The 19,574-nt window shown below is 36.5% G+C and carries 7 protein-coding genes; all 7 read right to left on the bottom strand.

Annotated elements, in window-relative coordinates:
* Positions 1-278: 278 nt before the first annotated feature.
* The 7 genes from EYD45_RS09305 to EYD45_RS09275 all read right to left on the bottom strand — a co-directional run bounded on the left by EYD45_RS09305 (position 279) and on the right by EYD45_RS09275 (position 19,315).
* Positions 279-2,297 carry a T9SS type A sorting domain-containing protein gene (locus tag EYD45_RS09305; RefSeq protein ID WP_130964270.1) on the bottom strand — a complete coding sequence of 673 codons (2,019 nt, stop codon included), beginning with the start codon at positions 2,295-2,297 and terminating at the stop codon, positions 279-281.
* Positions 2,298-2,455: 158 nt separating this feature from the next.
* Positions 2,456-5,656 (bottom strand): BNR-4 repeat-containing protein, encoded by a 3,201-nt coding sequence (locus tag EYD45_RS09300; protein ID WP_165453917.1) that lies wholly within the window; start codon positions 5,654-5,656, stop codon positions 2,456-2,458.
* A gap of 283 nt (positions 5,657-5,939) precedes the next feature.
* Positions 5,940-9,437, bottom strand: coding sequence for a glycosyl hydrolase (locus tag EYD45_RS09295; RefSeq protein ID WP_233702603.1), 3,498 nt, complete (start codon positions 9,435-9,437; stop codon positions 5,940-5,942).
* 57 nt (positions 9,438-9,494) lie between these two features.
* On the bottom strand, positions 9,495-12,242 hold the full coding sequence (locus tag EYD45_RS09290) for a family 78 glycoside hydrolase catalytic domain (protein WP_130964268.1): 2,748 nt from the start codon (positions 12,240-12,242) through the stop codon (positions 9,495-9,497).
* A gap of 6 nt (positions 12,243-12,248) precedes the next feature.
* Complete coding sequence (locus EYD45_RS09285; protein ID WP_130964267.1) at positions 12,249-14,846, bottom strand: glycoside hydrolase family 2 TIM barrel-domain containing protein; 2,598 nt, start codon at positions 14,844-14,846, stop codon at positions 12,249-12,251.
* A gap of 31 nt (positions 14,847-14,877) precedes the next feature.
* Entirely contained in the window at positions 14,878-16,623 is a 1,746-nt protein-coding gene (locus EYD45_RS09280) for a sulfatase-like hydrolase/transferase (protein WP_130964266.1), read from the bottom strand.
* A 52-nt stretch (positions 16,624-16,675) separates the two neighbouring features.
* A complete protein-coding gene (locus EYD45_RS09275) occupies positions 16,676-19,315 on the bottom strand; it encodes a hypothetical protein (RefSeq protein WP_130964265.1) in 2,640 nt (879 codons plus the stop codon).
* Between the last annotated feature and the right edge of the window lie 259 nt (positions 19,316-19,574).

The following is a 19,574-nucleotide window of genomic DNA, read 5'->3' as shown; positions in this document are numbered from 1 at the left end:
GAGACTAATACGCACGATAGCTCTTTTTAGCTAGTTAGGGATATAAGTTCACTCTGTCCTTTTTAAATGTAATAACAATTAATAGTATTTGCTAATCTAAAGGTTAGGGATAGAAACGGCATCCTTTTGTTTATTGGTAGTAATTTACAACCCTTAGGATGTAAGGCGACTATTAAACAGAAATTACTTTACTTTAATGCATAAAAAAACAAAAGATATAGTGGATAGCCCGACCCGACCTAAGGAGGGTAACGCCCAAAATATCTTTTGTTTTTATTTTATTGTATTACTAGTTTTTTGTGATACGTTTTATTGTTGCTAGTAGTAGCTTGTATAAGGTATATTCCAGGTGTAAACGACTGGTTGGTTATGTTTATCTTTTTTGCATTTGTTTTGTTTTCGTAAACCATTTTACCAAGTACGCTGTAAATTTTAACATTAACCGTATTTAAGTTTTGAAATGCAATTGTAAAATCTCCTTTAGATGGGTTTGGATATATTACCATTGAAGGAGCATTAAGCTCGGTATTTGCAATACTTAAGGTTTGGCTTGTAGGGATAGCTTCCCATACACTTCTGGTATCTGATTCTGGTGCTGTGGTATGTGTTACTGTTCCATCGGCATTGTGATACAAATATCTATCAGCGGTTCTTGATTGAAACCTGTAAGTATCCTCTAAATCATTATATTCTATTGTCCACGTTTTATCTGTATCGCTTGATGGTGCCACTGCACCTGTGCTAACAACGCGATAAGCACCCCCAGAAAAATTAGCTCCAGGTGCGCGTAATATACCAACAGTTTCACTATCGATATTAAAAAACGCTCCACTTTCTACAAAAGTCCAATGTGTATTTGTCGGTTCGCCTGAATTGGTCATTGTTACTGGTGTGGCACTTGACCCTACGGCAGTTAAAAATTGTCCTGTGGCTACATTTCTTAATCTATAAATATCGTCTGCAGGTGGTGTATTAGTGTTATCTTCAACCTCCTCTCTTTGGTAGGTTGTTTCTGCCCATCTTATTTGCGCTCTACCACCTCTTACGCGGTATGCACCATATCTAATTCCAGATTCTAATCCTCTTTCTGGATCGGGGATGTTATAATTAAACGCTTCTCCTCCAATTACAGCATCGCAATAATGTATTTTTTTTGTAGGATCGCTTGGATCCTCTCTAAAACCTATCTCTAACTCAAAGTTAACTTCTTCATTTTTATTTACTTGCTTTAAAAAAACAACTTCTCTTCCACTACCAGATCCACCACGTTCTAAAATACGTTCGGCATAAATATCAAAAGCCACTTGTTTGTCCGCATTGATGCCTGTGCCATAAACAGGATGCGCTCTATATAAACAAATAGCTGGATCTGGTGGCCCACCACCTCCTGTATGCTTTCCTTTGGCTTGTGCAATATAAGATCCATCTTGACCAAAACTACCATTATCACCTACCTCTAAAATTCTAAATGTTCCGGTAAATCTGGCATAACTGCCAACACCTGTTTCACCAGATCTGGGTAAAGAACGCTCTATCCTAGGTTGTAAGGTATTTGGTGCATCCCAGTGGTTAGACCCAGCGGTAATATTATAAACGCCCCAAGTTTTTCCGTTAACCATACTTTCTGAATAATCAGAATAGCAACTTCTATCATCAGCTGTCCCTACATTAACAGAGTTTGGTATATCTACATTTCTGGTATTGTTGTTTTCGAATTCACCTGAAGCTGGACAATTTAAATCAGTACTTGTATCTTCATCTGGCGCTATCACTACAGGAGTTTGTACATAAGGAATGAGTTCCCAATTACTTCTGTCATCTGTGTCTGCAACCACAGCATGAGTTACTGTTCCATTAGGGTCATGATACATAAATCTACCTGTTGTTCTAGATCCAAACCTGTATGTGTCATTTATATTATTATGATATATTGTCCACGTTTTATCAGTATCGGCTGCTGGCGGAGCTTTTAGAGTACTTAAAACTACATAAGGGCCACCATCGCTACCAGCACCTGGTGCGCGTAATATTCCAGTACCACCAGTTTCACTTTTACTATCTATATTATAATAGGCTCCACTTACCACAAAGGTCCAATGGGTGCTTACATCCTCTTCATCTAAATTTGTCATGGTAACAGGCTGAGCACTTCCTCCAGCAGTGGTTAAGAATTGCCCTGTTGCTACATTTCTCAATCTGAAAATATCATCAGAAGGAAGCGCGCCTTGAGCTGTTGCGCAAAGTGAGCATAACGTTAAGGCAAAAAACAATAGGGTTTTATTAGTAATTTTTTTCATAGCTGTTTTAGGTATTAATTTACTGATTCTAAAATAAATAGCATGTAAAACTATTGAACATTGGTCAACAAAGTATCCTGAGCTATCCTGCCCCAAGACTAACCGACCTATAACCCACTGAAAAATCAATTTACAGTGAATTATAACAAATAGCAGAATTATTTTATAATCAGCTTAGAATGAAAAACTTTATTGTCCGCCGAAAACGCTTTAATTAAATAAACGCCGGTTTCAAATCCAGTACTCTCCACTTCCAAAACGCTACGTTTTGGTACGTTTTGATACACCTGTTTTCCTAAAATATTATAAATTTCCACACGTTTTATGGTGTTAATATTTTTAAAGGCTATTGTAAATTTATCCTGTGCTGGGTTGGGGTATATCTTTACTGAAGAAGTTTTTAAATCCTCATCCTGAACACTTAGCAACGGCCCACCAGTACCTACAACTTGCCATTTGCTTCTTGGATCACCTTCAACAAAATCAGTCCCCTTAAGAAGGTTATAACAGTTACCGTCTGTATGATGATAAAAAAATCTATTATTTGTTTTAGCCTCAAAGCTAAATGTATTATCTGTGGTGTTATGATGCACGGTCCATATTTTATCTGTGTCTTCTGCTGGAGGTGCCTTAGCTGTACTTACAACACTGTAGGCTGGTGAAAAACCACCTCCTGTGGCGCGCAATATGCCATTATCTTGACTATCTATATTATAATAATCTACACCCCCTACGTTTGTTGAAACAAATGTCCATTTTCGATCTGGAGCATCTCCATTATCACGCATAATTACTGGGCCAGCAGAAGAATCACCAGCACCAAGATATTTCCCAGTAGCAACATTAACTAGCTGATAAACACCTTCAGCATCACCACCACCAGAGCCTGCAGAAATTTTCATTTTATCGTAATTAAAACCACCAACTTCACCTACAATTTTAATTTTTTGTACTCCTTTTTGAAGCGTTATGTTAGTCTTCGTTCCTTTAAAATTTGTCAGATTCGGCGTTTTAGTAAGCGATATGGAAGCCAACGTTGTTGTGCCCTGCACGATCTTTAGTTTTTTAGTAGAACCTGGTGAAGCGGCAAACATCTCAACTTCGTATGTGCCGTCCTCTGGTACATCAATAGTATATTCAGCAAAATCGTTTACATTCCAAGAATTTAAATAAAATACTGTATTACTCCATCTCGTTACATTTACACCACTTTTAGTGGTATAGTACTCTGCCTCTATAGTGGATGGTACTTGATGTGTCTTCGGATTCACCGTTATTGTTTTAGAAGCTTGAGTCGATGTAAAATAGTCATTACCTGTTTCAGAAACAGTTATGGTAGCACTACCTGCTCCTAAAACCTGTCTAACCTGATTGCTCCAAACAATAGCTACCTGATTATTTGGGCAAAGGAATCTAAGATTTGCATCAGGATTATTACTTGTTGCCACGAGGCTGAATGCCGGATCACCAGAAGTTACTTCTGGAATATCCTGGAAGGCGATTACCTGTTGACGAATGGGAACAGCGTATTCATGCCCTACAATAGGTGCTGCGTTGTAAGTATCATCACCTGGTTGTAACGCATTTATGGTTGTTGTTCCTGCACGCTTCACCTGGATTTTTCCATCAACAATAATCGCAACGTCTGTATTGGTACTTTCGTATTCCACGGGTAAACCAGAACTAGCTGTAGCATTTAACACTTGATCAGAATCTCCCCAAGTATATGTGTTTGGAGATAAACTGAACGTAATGGTTTGGTTGGACTTTGACGTATCTGCATTCACCACTAAGGTTTGAGATACATCTGGCGCACTGTCATAAGTACCATCACCAGATTGACCGGCAATAATATCGCATGAGCCCACACCAATTAATTGTACTTCATTACCATTAACAATACGGGCAACATTCGTATCTGATGATGCAAAAGACACTGGCAAACCAGAACTTGCTGTTGCATTTAACGTAAAATCAGGGTCGCCTTCTGTTTTTGCTGTTAACAGATTAAATGTAATAGTTTGCGGTGTATACTCCTCCTTTGTTAACTGAAACACAAAACAATGGATAGGAACCTCAGCGCTGTTTTTATGTTCGCTAAATACTACTGCAATAACACCATCTTCCATTATAGTTATACTCTTATTTGCAGTTATCCCTGTATTTGCTCTAAAATCTTCTCTCCAGGTGTATGTTCCTGCCAATGCACTAGTAACTACAAAATCTCCTCCAGATAAGTTAAACTTATACATTCGGTTACCATAAAACACTCCTAAAGAACCTTTGTTTCTATCCTCAGTAAACTCAGTTTCGTCTTGTTTTCTAAGGTAATTATAAGGATTTGTCCCCTTAGGCTTTATATAGGTGTAAATATCATTTTTAGGTGAAATAGCTAACTGAGGCCCTCCTGCCCAACCTGCATTATCCGGCACACTACGGGGGTCTGCTATGAAAAAAGGTGTATGATCAATTATCGGTAAGTCGTAACTTTTACCATTAAGCGTGGTTGCTTTACTATCCATACGGGACCCTAGTTCCATCACGTAAACCCCTTCATTTAACCTCGTAGGAGATTCCGCCCACCTTGGAGAGTACACGTAATAGAATTTACCATTAATATATTTTGCACTACCGTAACAAAAATTACGCTCTCCTTGTGTAACTTCAGCACCTCTTCCTTTTATAATTGTTACTTCGTCAGACCATGTATCTCCATTATAATATGTCATTATAATGTCACCGCCTACGGCAGATCCTAGTCGTCTTTCAAAATACATCTCTCCTTGATCGTTATTAAATAAATCAGGATATGTTACGCCCGTAACTTTTTTACCAGGGATTAGGTAATCTTGTTGCGGTAGAAAGTTAGCCGCTATAAAGTCGCTATCTGGACCATAAGCTATATTTTTTTTAGACCTTATATAGTTTAGATCTTCGTTATGATGATCAAACATTAAATGCACTGTACCATCTATTGAGCAGATACCTACATTAGTTGTTAAGTGTGTATCTCCTTTACCACCTACTAAACTCATTTTTGCAGGAAGGGCCACATGCACCCAGTCACCTTCTCCAATTTTTTTTCTAGAAATCATTAAAGTTCGATCTGCCCAACCCCCACGATACCAAGTATAAAACACATAGCCATTAGATACTTTCATGCAATTTCCATGAGGATTTATACTTCTACCATAATGAAATGGTTTTGGGTCGTCCGCTTTCCAAAAGTAAAGTGCATCGTTCGTTACTTGTGAACTTTCTAAAAAAGTAACTTGTGCAGTTAGATTTATTGAACTTATAATAATCAACAAACCGAAAACTCTCCATTTATTTATCATGGGATATAATTTTGAAACCATATTCATAATTTACTTTGTTCTATCTATTTAACAATTACCCCTTTTTAAGATACAACCTGAGCTTTTGAGACAACTGGTAATACTGTTATAATCAGCAACAAAACTTTTCTTTGTTTCATAATCCTATTAAATTGAGTCCTAAAGATAATATTATAAAACCCTTAAAGTTCTTTAAAACTAAAAAAAATGCTATCCTGAACTATCCTGAATTCAGGTCAAAAAGGCTAATAATTCGTCAAAGCACAAAACTTTAACAATTACGAGCCCCTTATTACGAAAAATATTACTTAATAAATCTTAAAACCACTTGCCCTATTAAACCTGCATCCTCCAATTCGGTTTCATTCTTTTTAGGTGGATTGGTAGTCCAAGTTTTCTTTTGGTCTTTAGGTCGAGAATTATCAAAAATTAATTGATTTCGCCATGTATTAGTAACTTTAACCTCAAGAGTGTTTTCACCTTTTTGAGCATACTCTGTAATATCGAACTCAAAAGGCGGTGCCCATTTTACACCTACTTTTTTACCGTTGCACCATAATTCTGCAATGTTGGCTACCTCGCCTAAATCCAAAACTGTATGTACTCCAATCTTTTCTAGGTTGATTGTTTTAGAATATGTTGTGGTACCCGAATAATGTTGTATGGCCTTATTTTCAAGTTGCGTTAATGATTTTAATTCTGAAATCTCAATAGTCTCGGGCGTATCCCAACCTCCATTAAAGGACAATTGCCAATTGTTTTGTAATTCTTTTTCTTCAACTAAAACTTCTTTTTTTATCGCTTTTCCATTCTGATGAAATACATATTCGCAAGACATAGAAGCCTTAAAATCATCATCTTTCCATGATAATTTTGGAACTGTCTCTTCTTCATAAATTTTGAACCAACCCATTTCAGCATCCAAGATTACCTCTCCTTCATGAGTTACTTTTGAAGCCAAGGGTTGCTTATCGCTTTTTGTAAATACCACAATAGTACTTCCATTTGATGCTAATGAAAATGCAACATTGGTGCGGTTTTCAGAAGTCTGCCAAATTTTTGCATCCCGTTGTTCCCCTTTTAAGGCATCCCAGATTTGAGGTGTGACATTATCGACCCTAAAACTCAAGGCTAAATTTACTGGTTTGTCTTCTTTTGAAGCCACAAAATAAATATGGGCATCTTCTATTTCACGATGTATCCAATTGATTTCTAAATCCTGAGGAACGATGACATCTGGCTTAATGCTTTCGGCGCTTAAAACTTCATCTAAAGTTTTACCCCAATATACTTTACCTTTTCCAACTTGTTTTACGTCACTTTTGGTTGTTCCCCATAACTTATCTGAAATGGTTTTAAGTTCTTTTAAGTCGGCTTCATCATCCATTAAACTCGGTGAATCCAGCGGTTTATTACCTAAAATTACAGCTCCATTTTCAACCAATGTTTCTAATTTCTTTAAGGTAGAAAGTAGCATCTTTTCAGAATCCCTCAGCATAATTATGCGGTAATCTCCTGCATTTTCAACATGGATTTTACCGTCTTTCATACTTAATTTATCGTGTAAAATTTCAGCATTTAAATAATCAAAACGATAACCTTTTGGAAATTCATCTAAATCAAATGGTGGGCGTTCATAATGGTCACCGTAATACCAAAGTACATCGGCTACGTATTCGCCTTGTTGCAATACGTATTGATTTCTTGATAGATAATCTGTCCAATCTTTCATGTAAGGCCACCAAGTTTGTTGTCGAACCAAAGGAAACCCGATATGCCCGCCAAAACTAGAACCAGGATATACATCGGTTTGTGGTGTATGGGAAAAGGTATGGAACACCAAATGATTTACACCTTTTGCAAAGTTGTAATCAATTAAATATTTTACACTAAACGGGTGTTCATTCCATTTTACCCCTATCTGCGTACAAGCCTCTGCCGCAAGCATTGGTTTATTATACAAATGGGTTGCCGACGCCGCATTATAAATTGGTTTAGCATATTCATTTTGAGCAGAGGGCGCCTTTGGATACCAAAACTCGGTCATTGGTATATCACTAACGCCGTAATAGCGCATTGGGTCAACGGGCAATACTTCTCCTCCTGCACCTTCGGTATAGACTTCGGCACCCATATCATGCGCTACAGTTGCAAAATGCTTGAAGAAATTATCAATAAATACTTCATCCATGGTATGACGTAAATCTCTTAAAAACTTTGTGGTTACATCTGGGCTTTCAACAATATAGCCCATTGTTGCGGGCAAGTATGTTTTCATACTGTAACCTCTTCGTGTTTCAAATTCGGTAAACATATCTTCCGAATTCATCGTCCAAGTTGGCACATGACTTTCCCAGCTATCAATCAATAAACCATGCAATTTTCCATCGCCTATAGGCCCACCATCTTTAATTAAATTGCCAATCATTCCATTACGCAAATGGTTTTCTATGGTCACTTTATCCAATTTACTAGATTCCCAACCGGTCGCTTCAGGAACTGCAGGTTTATTGGTTAATCGCATATTGATGTGCCCAAAACGAACGATTGTCCAATCGCCCTCTGGCACATCCCAAGTTAATTTACCCTCAGCGTTTAACTTGTCCGTTAGGTTGATAACAGTGTTTGCCTTTATAATGGTATTGTCAGCATAATCGTAGTGCACGTTTTTTTCAAGACGCCTTAACACTTTAGCCGCTTTAGCCTCATGATTATGCAGCTTTGGACTTGAACTTAACCTAATAAATTCCGGGGCAATGGAATGATTTCCTTCAAAAGTGAACACAAACGTATTCGAGGTCGTTTCTGGAATAGTAAGTGTTAGGTGTTTTCGCCTGTCGTTCCAATTGGCATCGGGTAAATTTATAGTTGTAATTTCCTTTAATTCGCCAGCAACAATAGCTTCAACTTTAACCGCAACTTCTACTACTGGATATTGTGTGCCCATAATGATATGTCGCAATTGTGGAAACTTGATGGTACGCAAGGTCACAGGCACATCAAAGGTTGTTTTAACCCAAGTATCAGCTCCATTTACTTTTGAAATACCATTTGCCCTGTATGCTTTTATGGGTTTATCTAATCGCGTCGTGGTACGAGTAACAATAAGTTTTGAATTAGGATTGAAAATATCTTCCCACGGCACGATTGAATTATTGGTTTCTATTTTTAAAGGGTTGAAAGGTTCCATATCATCACCTTCTGGCGTTGGGAAAGCCAATATTTGAATGTCTTTATAATCGTAATCAGCTGTATGATATAATGAATCTAATTCTAATACTTCGTTAAAGGTTTTACCTCCTGAAACACGATATACAGATTCTACTACTTCGCGTTGCGCCTCTTCTGCAGGCACCCACGGACCACCAGTCATAGACCAACCCGGGCAGTTTTGCATGGTAAATTTTAAGCCTAAGCGTTTGGACTCGTCGGCCGCATGGCGAATCATATCCTCCCATTCTGGCGATAAAATTTTAATGGGTTCTACATTAGGGTAAAGTCGTCCTGCTTTATTAAATAAATGAATCCCCTGTAAACCAGCTTCTTTTATGGCCTCTAAATCTAAGGTTAAACCTTCTTTAGAAATATTGTTTCCATTAAGGTGAAACCAGGTTTCTGGACGGTATTGTATTTCTGGGTTCTTAAAACCTTTTTTCAAATCTGCAACACTAATTGAAGGATTTTCCAGGTTTTTATCACTGGTTTTGCTTGAATCACATGCAAAAAAAGTGACTTGCATGATGAAAAGAAAAAGATAAACATTCAGATAGCGCATTGTACTCGTTTTAAAATTATTACTCATTCTATATATTGTCTAGGTAACACCATAAAGCTATGGTAAATTATGATAGCCCATACTTTAGAGGTTTACCAGATATTTAAAAGTCCCCGATTTTATAGTTTCTGTTTTAAAAGGCAGAATTACTTTAGCCTCGCAATTTGGAGGAATAACACCAAAATACTCATAGGTATTATCATTTATTTTTTTCCATCCAGCCTTTATTTCACCATGGATAGAATTATAGCTAGCCCTAGCAAAATCCATAGCCTTAATAAAATTAGGTTTCAAAATGATGTCTTGAAAACCTGGTTTGGATGGATTAACATTAATACCCACTAAATGACGGTAAAAGAAATTATCTACTGCCCCCATAAAATGATGCATATTAGAGGCGGTAAATTTATAGCCTTCTGGCAATGTAGTTGCGCCATTTTTAATCATCCAACCGAATGAAGGCCACTCTTCGTTAACCATCACTTTATGCATAAGGTCTGAATAACCATTTTTAGGCAAATACTCGTAAGCAGAATGTACCGTAAACACGCCACCCCAGAGGTGGTAACCCTTATCTTTAACAATATTATCTACCATCTTCTTTTCGAGTTGAGCTCTGTATTTTTCTGGAACAATATCATAATTAAGTGCCAAAATATTAACCACAGGTAAAAACTCATTAAAAGGTTTTAAACCTACATACTCTAGTTTCTCTTCATCAAATGCATATTTTTGTATGCCTTTATGCATGCGCTCCGCTTGTGTATTTAGCCTTTTTTCATCTTTGCTTTTCCCTAATTTTTCAGCAATATGCGCCAAACGTTTAAGAGCTAAATAAAAATTCATTGAAGCAATAACCTCATTCCCTCCAGGTTTACCACCGCCTCTATACGTTGCATCATAAGGCGTTACCCAGTCATTAAAACGTTCTTTAAACATACCGTCTTTTTCTTCCATGTTGTTGTATTCCCAAGAACGTTTTACCCAAAGGATCATGTTTTCCCAATACAGATCAAACAAACGTGTATCGTTGTAATATTGGTACATATACCAAGGAATATGAACACCAGCGGAGGACCATAATGTGGATTTTCCTGCGCCGTAATTATTCGCAGGAACAATGGCAGGGATACCTCCCAAATCATCTTGTCCATCAAAAATATCTCTGGTGAACTTCGTCATTAAAGCCGCTAAATCATAATTCGCCATACCAAACTCCATGCCTGTAACAGCATCGCCTAACCAACCATTTTTCTCGCGATGCGGACAATCGGTAGGAATGCTATGTAAATTGAATATGAGCGATTTACGACAAATTTCATGAACCGCATTTATCGTCTTATCCGAGGACTCGAAATGCCCTACGCGTAGCACATCAGAATGCACATATCTTACCTCAACATCCTCTAAACTAAACTTTAGCTTTCTAAAACTTTTCACCTTTATATAACGAAACCCTTTATAAGAGAAACGACATTCGGCATACTCTACACCACCTCCTTTACAAACATAGGCCATTTGCTGAAGTCCTCCGGGTTGACTTACGGTAATAGGGTCTTTATTTTCACCAAAATAAATGGTTATCCGTTGTCCTTTTTTAGCATTTTTTATTCGTAACCGTACCCAACCAGACATGTTGGTACCTACATCAAACCATTGTCCCCTACTTGAATTTTTTGTGGCTATGGGGTGAAATGTTTTGGTCACTCTAATAGGTTCACACATTTGTGACACGAGTTCTCCTCCTGGATGGGGTGCTGGGTTTACATTATCCCAATTAGAATCATCTAAGCCTACGTCACTCCAACCTTCAATTTCTTTTGTAGCATCATAAATTTCGCCCATATGTGGCCCATCATACACCACAGGCCCTCCTGTAACTTTCCAACTTAAATCACTTACAATGTCTTTTGTAGTGCCATCTTCATATTCTACCTTTATGCGACATATTAATTTTGGCTGACCAATCCATCCGTTTTTTTTATAAAATCCCCAGTGGTCGTAAGCCATCATACCGTAAAACCCACGACCTAACATCACTCCTGCTACGTTAGCGCCATTTTTTACGTCGTTGGTAATATCGTGCGTGGCGTATAAAATGGTTTTTCTGTAATCTGTCCAACCGGGATCCAAAACGGAATTCCCTATCTTTTTACCATTGATGTACAACTCGTAATATCCAATGCCACTAATGTATGCTTTGGCACGTTTTACCTTTTTTTGCACATCGAAACCTTTACGTAAAAGTGGTGCAGGATCGTGTTTTTTATCATCAAAAAAATGATACCTTTCAAACATGTTTAAATGTGCCCCAAAATAACTTGGCAGTTGAAATTCGGTAGCACCAGACTCCACCTTTTTTTTACGCCACCATTCTGTTTCCCATTCTTCTTGATTTCTCCAAGCGATCCATTGTGCGCCTTTCCAATCCTCCACTGAAAATAAACCCGTAGAAAATGTTGCTGTTTCACTCCAACTTGACGTATTGTTTTTATCCCAAACCTTTACTTTCCAATAATACTGGGATGCTGGCTGTAAAGGCTTTCCCTTATAAATAATCTGGGTCGTGTTAGAACTTCTTACCTTTTTGGAATTAAATGCATCGCCAATGTTATTCTCTATGTTATACTTTGAAGTGGCTACAATAACTTGATAAGCCCTTTGATATTGCCCAGACTCATCAGATTTTAACTTCCAGAAGAACCTTGGTTTTTTAACATCGATACCTTCGGGATTATTAAGATACTCCAGTTTAAGATCGTATGGTTCTACCTGTGCAAAACCGATAAAACCAACTAGTAATAATAAACAACCTAGAAAACTCTTGTGCATATGGCTTTAATTTACCCTTCTTAGCTTGATACCGCTAAGGCGTGTTTGCCCTTCTTTTGCCTTAAAGTTTACTGTAATCCCTTTATCGTTCTCAACAGTAATTAAAAAACGTTTAGCGACACCACGATCATTTCCGTATTCCTTCTTTAGGTTTAAGTTAGTCCAAATCGCTTTGTCATTAACTAAGATATCCATAACATTCTGATCCTTAGTTTTTAACTCGGCTAATAGTAATGACAGTTCATAAGTTCCATTAGGCACATCGAATTTGTAGGCTTCAATACCTATGCGTTGTGTTTGATATATGGGATCGTTTTCGGTGCCTTTTACACTTACATCGGTTCCAATGGCATTTCTTCTCTTACTAGGATGTTTTAAGAATTCTCCACCTACATACCCAAAACCACCCTTTTCATAGGCTTTATCTGGCATCCATAAATAATCCATATTGTCAGATTCTATAAAATAACAGTAAGAGCCCACATTAATCGCTATTTCTTCGAATGGATTGGTATTGCTTTTAAGGTATTTCGGGATAAGATTGAAATCTATAAAGGCAACATCTTTTAATCGTTTACCATCTTTTTCACTAATAACTTCAATTAAATTTTGTCCATCTACAAAGGGCACCTCAAAAGTTGTTGTTGAAAATTCAAACACTTTTTTACCAAGTGATGTACCATTTAAAAATAATTCAACATCGTTCCCATTGCCAACAATAGTTAAGGGTTGTGTAGCGTAAGTTCCATTTTTGGCATCAGCAATCCCCGATCTTTTATTCCAAGATTTAGATGCTATGGCTAAAAATGGTGTTTTTTTCAATAAGGCTTGATACCAATAATAGACGTCTTTTTTCTTTCTGGTTGCAGAAACCAAACCTTTATTATTGATGTGCGGTACCGCATCTTTACGGTGTTCTACTTGAAAATCGGCATAATTCCAAACATTAGCACCCGAAATTTCAGGCATGTCTAAAATGGTTTTCATGTAGTATTTGTGCAACAAAAACTGGTAATCTACACTAAAATCGAATCGTGTAGGGTTGTAAGAACGTAGTCTTGGATCTGCACCGCCACCATACTCACTTAAAATAAAAGGCTTATCGGGATCCAATTCTAATGAACGCGCTACCAAGCTTCTTAGATTTTTATCAATATCCTCTAACTCTTGAACATACCAACCGTAATATTTGTTATAGCCAACCAACTCTGTAAATCGGATACCCAATCTGTCTTGATAAGCCGGTTCTCTAAAAAACACAGAATATGAATATCGGGTTTGATCTTCTTCCTTAATGGTTTTTGCCAAAGCTTCATGTGTGCTCACAAAATGTTTGGTATATGCTTCCCCTAATTTATCAGGCGCCTTCATAGTTGTTTCGTTTCCTAAATTCCACGCTACAATTGACGGATTATTATAATTGAAACGGATGGCTTCCTTAAGCATTTTTATACTATTCTGTTTTCCCGCTTCGTTGGCCGCGGCTTTATCAACAAAAGGAATTTCTAAAGTGGCCACAAACCCTAATTTGTTACACATTTCTAAAATGGCAGGATCTTGCGGGTAATGCGCTATTCTCAAGAAATTGGAACCCATGTCTTTAAGTAATTTCATGTCGTTACGATGAATCTCATCACTTACCGCATTGGCTTTACCTAAGAAATCTTGATGACGACAGGTACCAATTAACTTGGTTGGTTTCCCATTAATTGAGAAGCCTTTCTTCGGATCAAAATTGAACCATCTAAAACCAACAGGGTTTTCAACTCTGTCGTACACATTTCCTTTTTTATCAACTATTTCGGAAACCAGCTTATATAAATATGGGGTTTCAGGTGACCATAAATTCGGATTAGCTATTGAAAACTCTCCAAAAACATCTTTTCCAAAAGACGATTTTGATTTTACTGTTTTAACCAAAGTATGCTTAGCATCAAATAACGATTGCCTTACGTAGAATGTCCCTTTTTTGGGTCGTACTATTTTAGATTGTACCGATATTGAAGCTGAAGTTTCAGAAACTTCTGGTGTTCTTATAAAAATGGCGTTGGCCCCCAAATTAGCGACTTCAAAGTGAACTGGCTTGGTTATAATAAGTTGAATATCTCTGTAAATACCACCATAAAATGAAAAATCTGCCGATTGTGGTACAATTTCATCATTATGGGCATTTTCCACTTTTACGGCAATCTCATTCTTTCCAGCTTTTAAGGCCGATGTAATATCGAGTGCAAATGTGGTGTAGCCTCCTATATGATCTTCTCCAACTTCCTTTCCGTTTACAAATAATGAGGTGACTTGATTCGCTGCTTCAAACAATAAAAAAACTTGCTGATTTTCATACACCTGAGGAATTTCCATAGTTTTTTTATACCAACCTTCACCACGATAATAACCTGCTTTATCATCTAAAATATCTTCGGTATTCCATGAATGTGGAATGGTTACTTTTTCCCAAACAGTTCCCGCGTCATTAGTAAACGGCTTATCTAAAACACCCTTGTGAAAATGCCAAGATTCATTAATGGTTTCAATATGTCTTACCTGTTGCGCATAACTGGAAACGGCAATTGCAAACACTAGCAGCGATAGTATTTTCTTCATGTATTTTGTATTAATATTAGCGTATCTGAGCCTAATTGAATTCAACCGTGTCGCTTGGCACAAAACCTATACGGTGCGCCCGAACTAGTACTTTGGATGCTTCAGGCAATTCAATAGGGTTATGGTAAATCTCCCAGGATTTTGGTGTCTTTCCGTCCTTAATAATTTTATAACCAATAGAAGCACCTTTGGTATCACAACTTATACTAATTGTTCCACTTTGATTTAAAATGTTTGGTACAGCTGTTTTTGGTTGTGTATCAGCACCTTTCCATAATTTTTTAATGAGATCTTCTTCTGGTAAATCTGGATTATCTCCAACTGTACTTAACCATTTATCCATTTCTGCACTTAATTCTTTAAGTTTTTCTTGATATTCTGGATTATCTGCAAGGTTTGTTAATTCGTATGGATCTGCTTCGCAGTCAAACAATTCTTCTTTTGGTTTAGAGTCTCTGAACCATTGTAGTTGCATATCGTTAAGCTTCCCTTCATCTTTAAGCCTAAGTAGCTCTTTCATACTTGGTATTTTTTCACGATATGCTACAGGCAAATAGTAACCTTGCTCTGGTCTATAATTTCGGATGTATTTAAACTGGCTATCTCTTACTGCTCTAATAGCATCTGTAAAACCATCAAATCTATCGGCAGCGGCATGAATATATTTGCGTTCTTCTGCTTTATGTTCTCCTAAAAAAGCTTGACCTTGCATGTACGTTTTTGGTTTTTCTCCTGTTAATGATAATAAGGTAGGAGCAAAATCGATAAAACTAATTAATTGATTGTCTGTTGTTCTTGCATATTGTCCATTAGGAAACCTAATTATCATCGGGGTATTTAAACCAGAATCGTAAATTAAACGTTTTTCTCTTGGCAAAGGGCCACCATGATCTCCATAAAATATGACTATAGTATTCTCCAATAAGCCATCATCTTCTAGCTGTTTTAAAACTGCACCAACCTGCATATCCATTTCAGCTATATTATTATAAAGCTTCCACATATCGCGTTGCGTCACTTCATTGTCCACTAGGTAAGGTGGAATATCAAATTTGGTGTCTTTTGGTAAATGCACTGGTGTATCAGCTTCGTCCATTCTATTTTTAGCATGAGATTTTCCAAAATTTTTCCATTTATAATTTCTATCTCCCGCTTGATAATGTCTGGTTTCTATTTCTCTAAATCCATAGGGTTCAAACAAACCAGATTCATGTGTTTCAGTAAAATTAAAAATTGCAAAAAATGGCTGATCTTTATCTCTATTTCGCCAATGTGCATATGGACTGCTTTCATCCCAAGCGGTTACTGGTGCTTTAAATTGATAATCTTCTTTATAGTTATTAGTACAGTAATATCCTTGTTTTCGAAGTAATTCACTGATCATTTTTACTTCTGCAGGTGGTACCGCCTCATATTTTGGCACCCCTATTTCATCATTATATGAATTTACCCGCATGTGATTAGCACCAATGCTTGAGGGATACATTCCTGTGGCAATCGCCGCTCTACTGGGCGCACAAACCCCAGAAGTAGAATACAAATTGGGATAAATTACACCTTCCTCTGCTAAACGGCTTAAGTTTGGTGTTGCTACCGTGTTATCGCCAAAAGGGGGAATGTAAGCACCCATATCTTCGGTGACTAACCAAAGGATATTTGGGCGTTCTGGTAACTTTAATACTGCTGTATCTTCTTCCGCTTTATTTTTGTTTTCTTTTTTTGATTGACAACTTGTTATCAACAAACCTAGCAATAGCGCTATTTTTAAAAATCTCATATTATTAGTATTACGTAAAGGTGTTTTTAATTAAATTTTATAATTTCAGTAGCTATTCTTCAATTTCAATTGTATAAAATGGAGCATTTTGTTTTTCACTAAATATTCCTGGATATATAACCACCTCTTCATTACTTGTTATTGAAGAAAAATAAACAAGTAAATCATAATCAGGATTAAGGCTTTCTATCGATATTTGAGCAACATAAACACTCCCATTCCACGTCATTTTTTGTTTATTAAATTCGCCTAAAGTCATATCAGCCAATCTATAATGTACGCTTGGAATTTGGGTTTCTTTAGTAAATTTATTACTGTTAAAAATTACTTTCAAAGTATCCTTAGCACCAATAACGGTAGGTACAATTGCATCAAAACCATTACTAAAGGATATTTTAGTTTTTCCAAAACTACGCATTTCATTTTCAACTGAAATTTGTTTTGATTTTCCCTGTATTTTAACAAGGCTTTCCAAATCTTTTTCTATTTCAGTTAACCTGTCCTTCCATGTGCCATTATCGTGTAAAAAGAATGGAGCAGTATGATAGATTTTACTCGTTAAATTTACAATCGTTTCCCAGTGAGACTTTGCCTTTTTTAAATGTTGAATACTTAAGTGCAAATATGCCTCGTCTTCTGTTTCTTGATAAAAAACAAAATTCATGGATGCTATGACTTTTTCAGCATGATACGTTGAAAGTGCAGCAGTAATCTTTAAATCTATAATATTAGTTTGAAATTCTTTTTGCGATTCCTCTGGTATAACTCCTAATTTTACTTTTGAAAGATTTTCTAATATTTCATCTGCTAATTTGTTATAATAATCCGCCAACTGAATTGGTGTAATCTTAGGCTGTATATTTTCATTTAGTACATCTTTTACATAATCTTGAATGCTATAAAACATTCCAGGGTCTCCAGGTTCAGCAGATTGATAAGTTCTTTCTTTTTCTTTATGAAGCCAATTAGCATTATGAGCGGTAAAAAGAGCTCCGCCGCTATCCATTTCTGCCCAATTATAATTGGCTGGATGATTGGTAAGATGGGATGAGGTAATTAACGGCAACACTTTTCCTGCAGCTGAATATGCATCTAAAACAAAAGGGTAAGCATTACCATAATGCTGTTTAAATGTTCTTTGCCATACTTCAGGATTTGTGTCTGTAGAATATCCTAGCCTTCCAAATAATAAATACCAAGCCCAATAGCGCTCATCTTCCCATTTGTAGTAAACTTTTGACTCATTAGTAATAAGACTCCAAGTATTGCTCTTTCTTGCCATTGGCGGTGTAACTTGAAACCCTTTTCCCTTACCAAAACTAGAAGAATGCGAAAATCGTTTAGCATAATCTGGGTCTGCCCAAGTAAACATGCGTTTAGTACCGATACCCCATAAACGATAAATAAAGTCAAAATTTCGAGACTCATTTAAAAAATCCGCATACCCGTAGCGCTGCCGTTTATCAAAATTATTTATCAAATCTAATTCTGCCTTTCGCATTTGCAAAGGATGGTATGGAAGCCCCACACCTTCCCATGTATATTTACTAGTTACAGAAAAATCAATTTCCGTTTCAGTAGCCCATTTACGTATTTTAGGAGTTAATCCCTTTGCTCTAATATCTAAAAACAGATTACCATTTCTATTACTATTGGCTTTTCCTATTGCATAAATTATTTCTTTCCAAAACTCATCTGCTGTATTACCAAAGCCACCTATACCAGATTCATAATTTACACGAAGCTGAATCCCATCAATCTCTGGCACACGTTTTAATAATTCCTGCATACCTTTTGAACAATATTGCGTATACTCGATATCACTTTTAGCCAATCCTTCAACGAGCCCTTCACTTCTACCATGCCCCCAAATACCAAATACAAACTCAAGTCCATAATCGTGACTTATTTCACCAATACGCCTCAATTGACTCAAGTAATCTTGAGGTGATTTTTTTAGGTTTTTCTTAATTTTTGTTTTTTGAAATCCAGGAACTTGAAAAAAGTAAGGGTAAACAGGTATCATAAAATCCTCCTTTTTACCATCATTATATCCAGTTATGAGTGTTAACCTGTTAAAACGGTTTTTGGCAAGTTGTTGTATATAATACTGCCAAAACTCTTCAGAAAAAAACCAGTTATCATCATTTTCGTCTTTAATGAATCTATCTAAGCCTCTCACCTTATTTTCTGGAGATTCCAAAGTACTTTGTAGCTTCTCCAAAACCGATAACCCTTTATCTTTAATTTGTTCCGACATTTCAGTTAGAGCATACATCAGGCCTTTAGAGTCACTTCCACCAATAATCAACGCTGTATATTTATTAACATCTACTTTTTCATAAAATACACTTTCAGCAGAAGCATTTAGAATATTGGTATTATCCTTAAGCAGGTTACTTATCAAACTATCGTTTAAGGTGCCAATAATTACAAATGACTCATGGCTTACTTCGTCTAATTCAGACAAAACAGAAATACGTAATCCTGCTTCCCTTAAAGCTTTAAAAAACTCGCGCTTACCGAAATCGACTGGCATGTCAGTGGTATTTGAACCCGCTGTTCTGTCAATAATTAAAATTTCACTTTTTATTACAGATTTGTTTTGGTTTAATGGCTGACTGTAGGCAAAATTCGCTACAAAGATAGATAGAATGAGAAAATAACAAATAACTTTAAGCTTCTTTATCATGGTAATTTATTCTAATAGAATTTAGATTTGTCTATGATTTTAGTTGAGTGTCGTTTTTATTTTTACGATTTAAAAAAGCAATCAGAATAAAACTGTTGTTTTAACTAAATTCATATCAATTCAACATAATAAAAATAATTTTTTTAGTATGAAATAGTGTCCTGTATCATCCTGTGTGTGTTTGAATAATAAAAACAAAAAAGCTCATTTTTTCAACATTGATTGAAAAAATGAGCTTTTATTTTGATATAGTAAAGAT

The organism is Hyunsoonleella flava, assembly GCF_004310325.1.
In the GTDB taxonomy this organism is placed as follows: domain Bacteria; phylum Bacteroidota; class Bacteroidia; order Flavobacteriales; family Flavobacteriaceae; genus Jejuia; species Jejuia flava.
Note: the sequence above shows the minus strand (reverse complement) of the source record. Positions and strands in the feature narration are given on the sequence as shown.

Excerpts from the sequence above, each read along its gene's own strand:
- EYD45_RS09300 (WP_165453917.1), bottom strand. The coding sequence starts at position 5,656 with ATGGTTTCAAAATTATATCCCATGATAAATAAATGGAGAGTTTTCGGT.
- EYD45_RS09280 (WP_130964266.1), bottom strand. The coding sequence starts at position 16,623 with ATGAGATTTTTAAAAATAGCGCTATTGCTAGGTTTGTTGATAACAAGT.
- EYD45_RS09290 (WP_130964268.1), bottom strand. The coding sequence starts at position 12,242 with ATGCACAAGAGTTTTCTAGGTTGTTTATTATTACTAGTTGGTTTTATC.
- EYD45_RS09275 (WP_130964265.1), bottom strand. The coding sequence starts at position 19,315 with ATGATAAAGAAGCTTAAAGTTATTTGTTATTTTCTCATTCTATCTATC.
- EYD45_RS09305 (WP_130964270.1), bottom strand. The coding sequence starts at position 2,297 with ATGAAAAAAATTACTAATAAAACCCTATTGTTTTTTGCCTTAACGTTA.
- EYD45_RS09285 (WP_130964267.1), bottom strand. The coding sequence starts at position 14,846 with ATGAAGAAAATACTATCGCTGCTAGTGTTTGCAATTGCCGTTTCCAGT.
- EYD45_RS09295 (WP_233702603.1), bottom strand. The coding sequence starts at position 9,437 with ATGAGTAATAATTTTAAAACGAGTACAATGCGCTATCTGAATGTTTAT.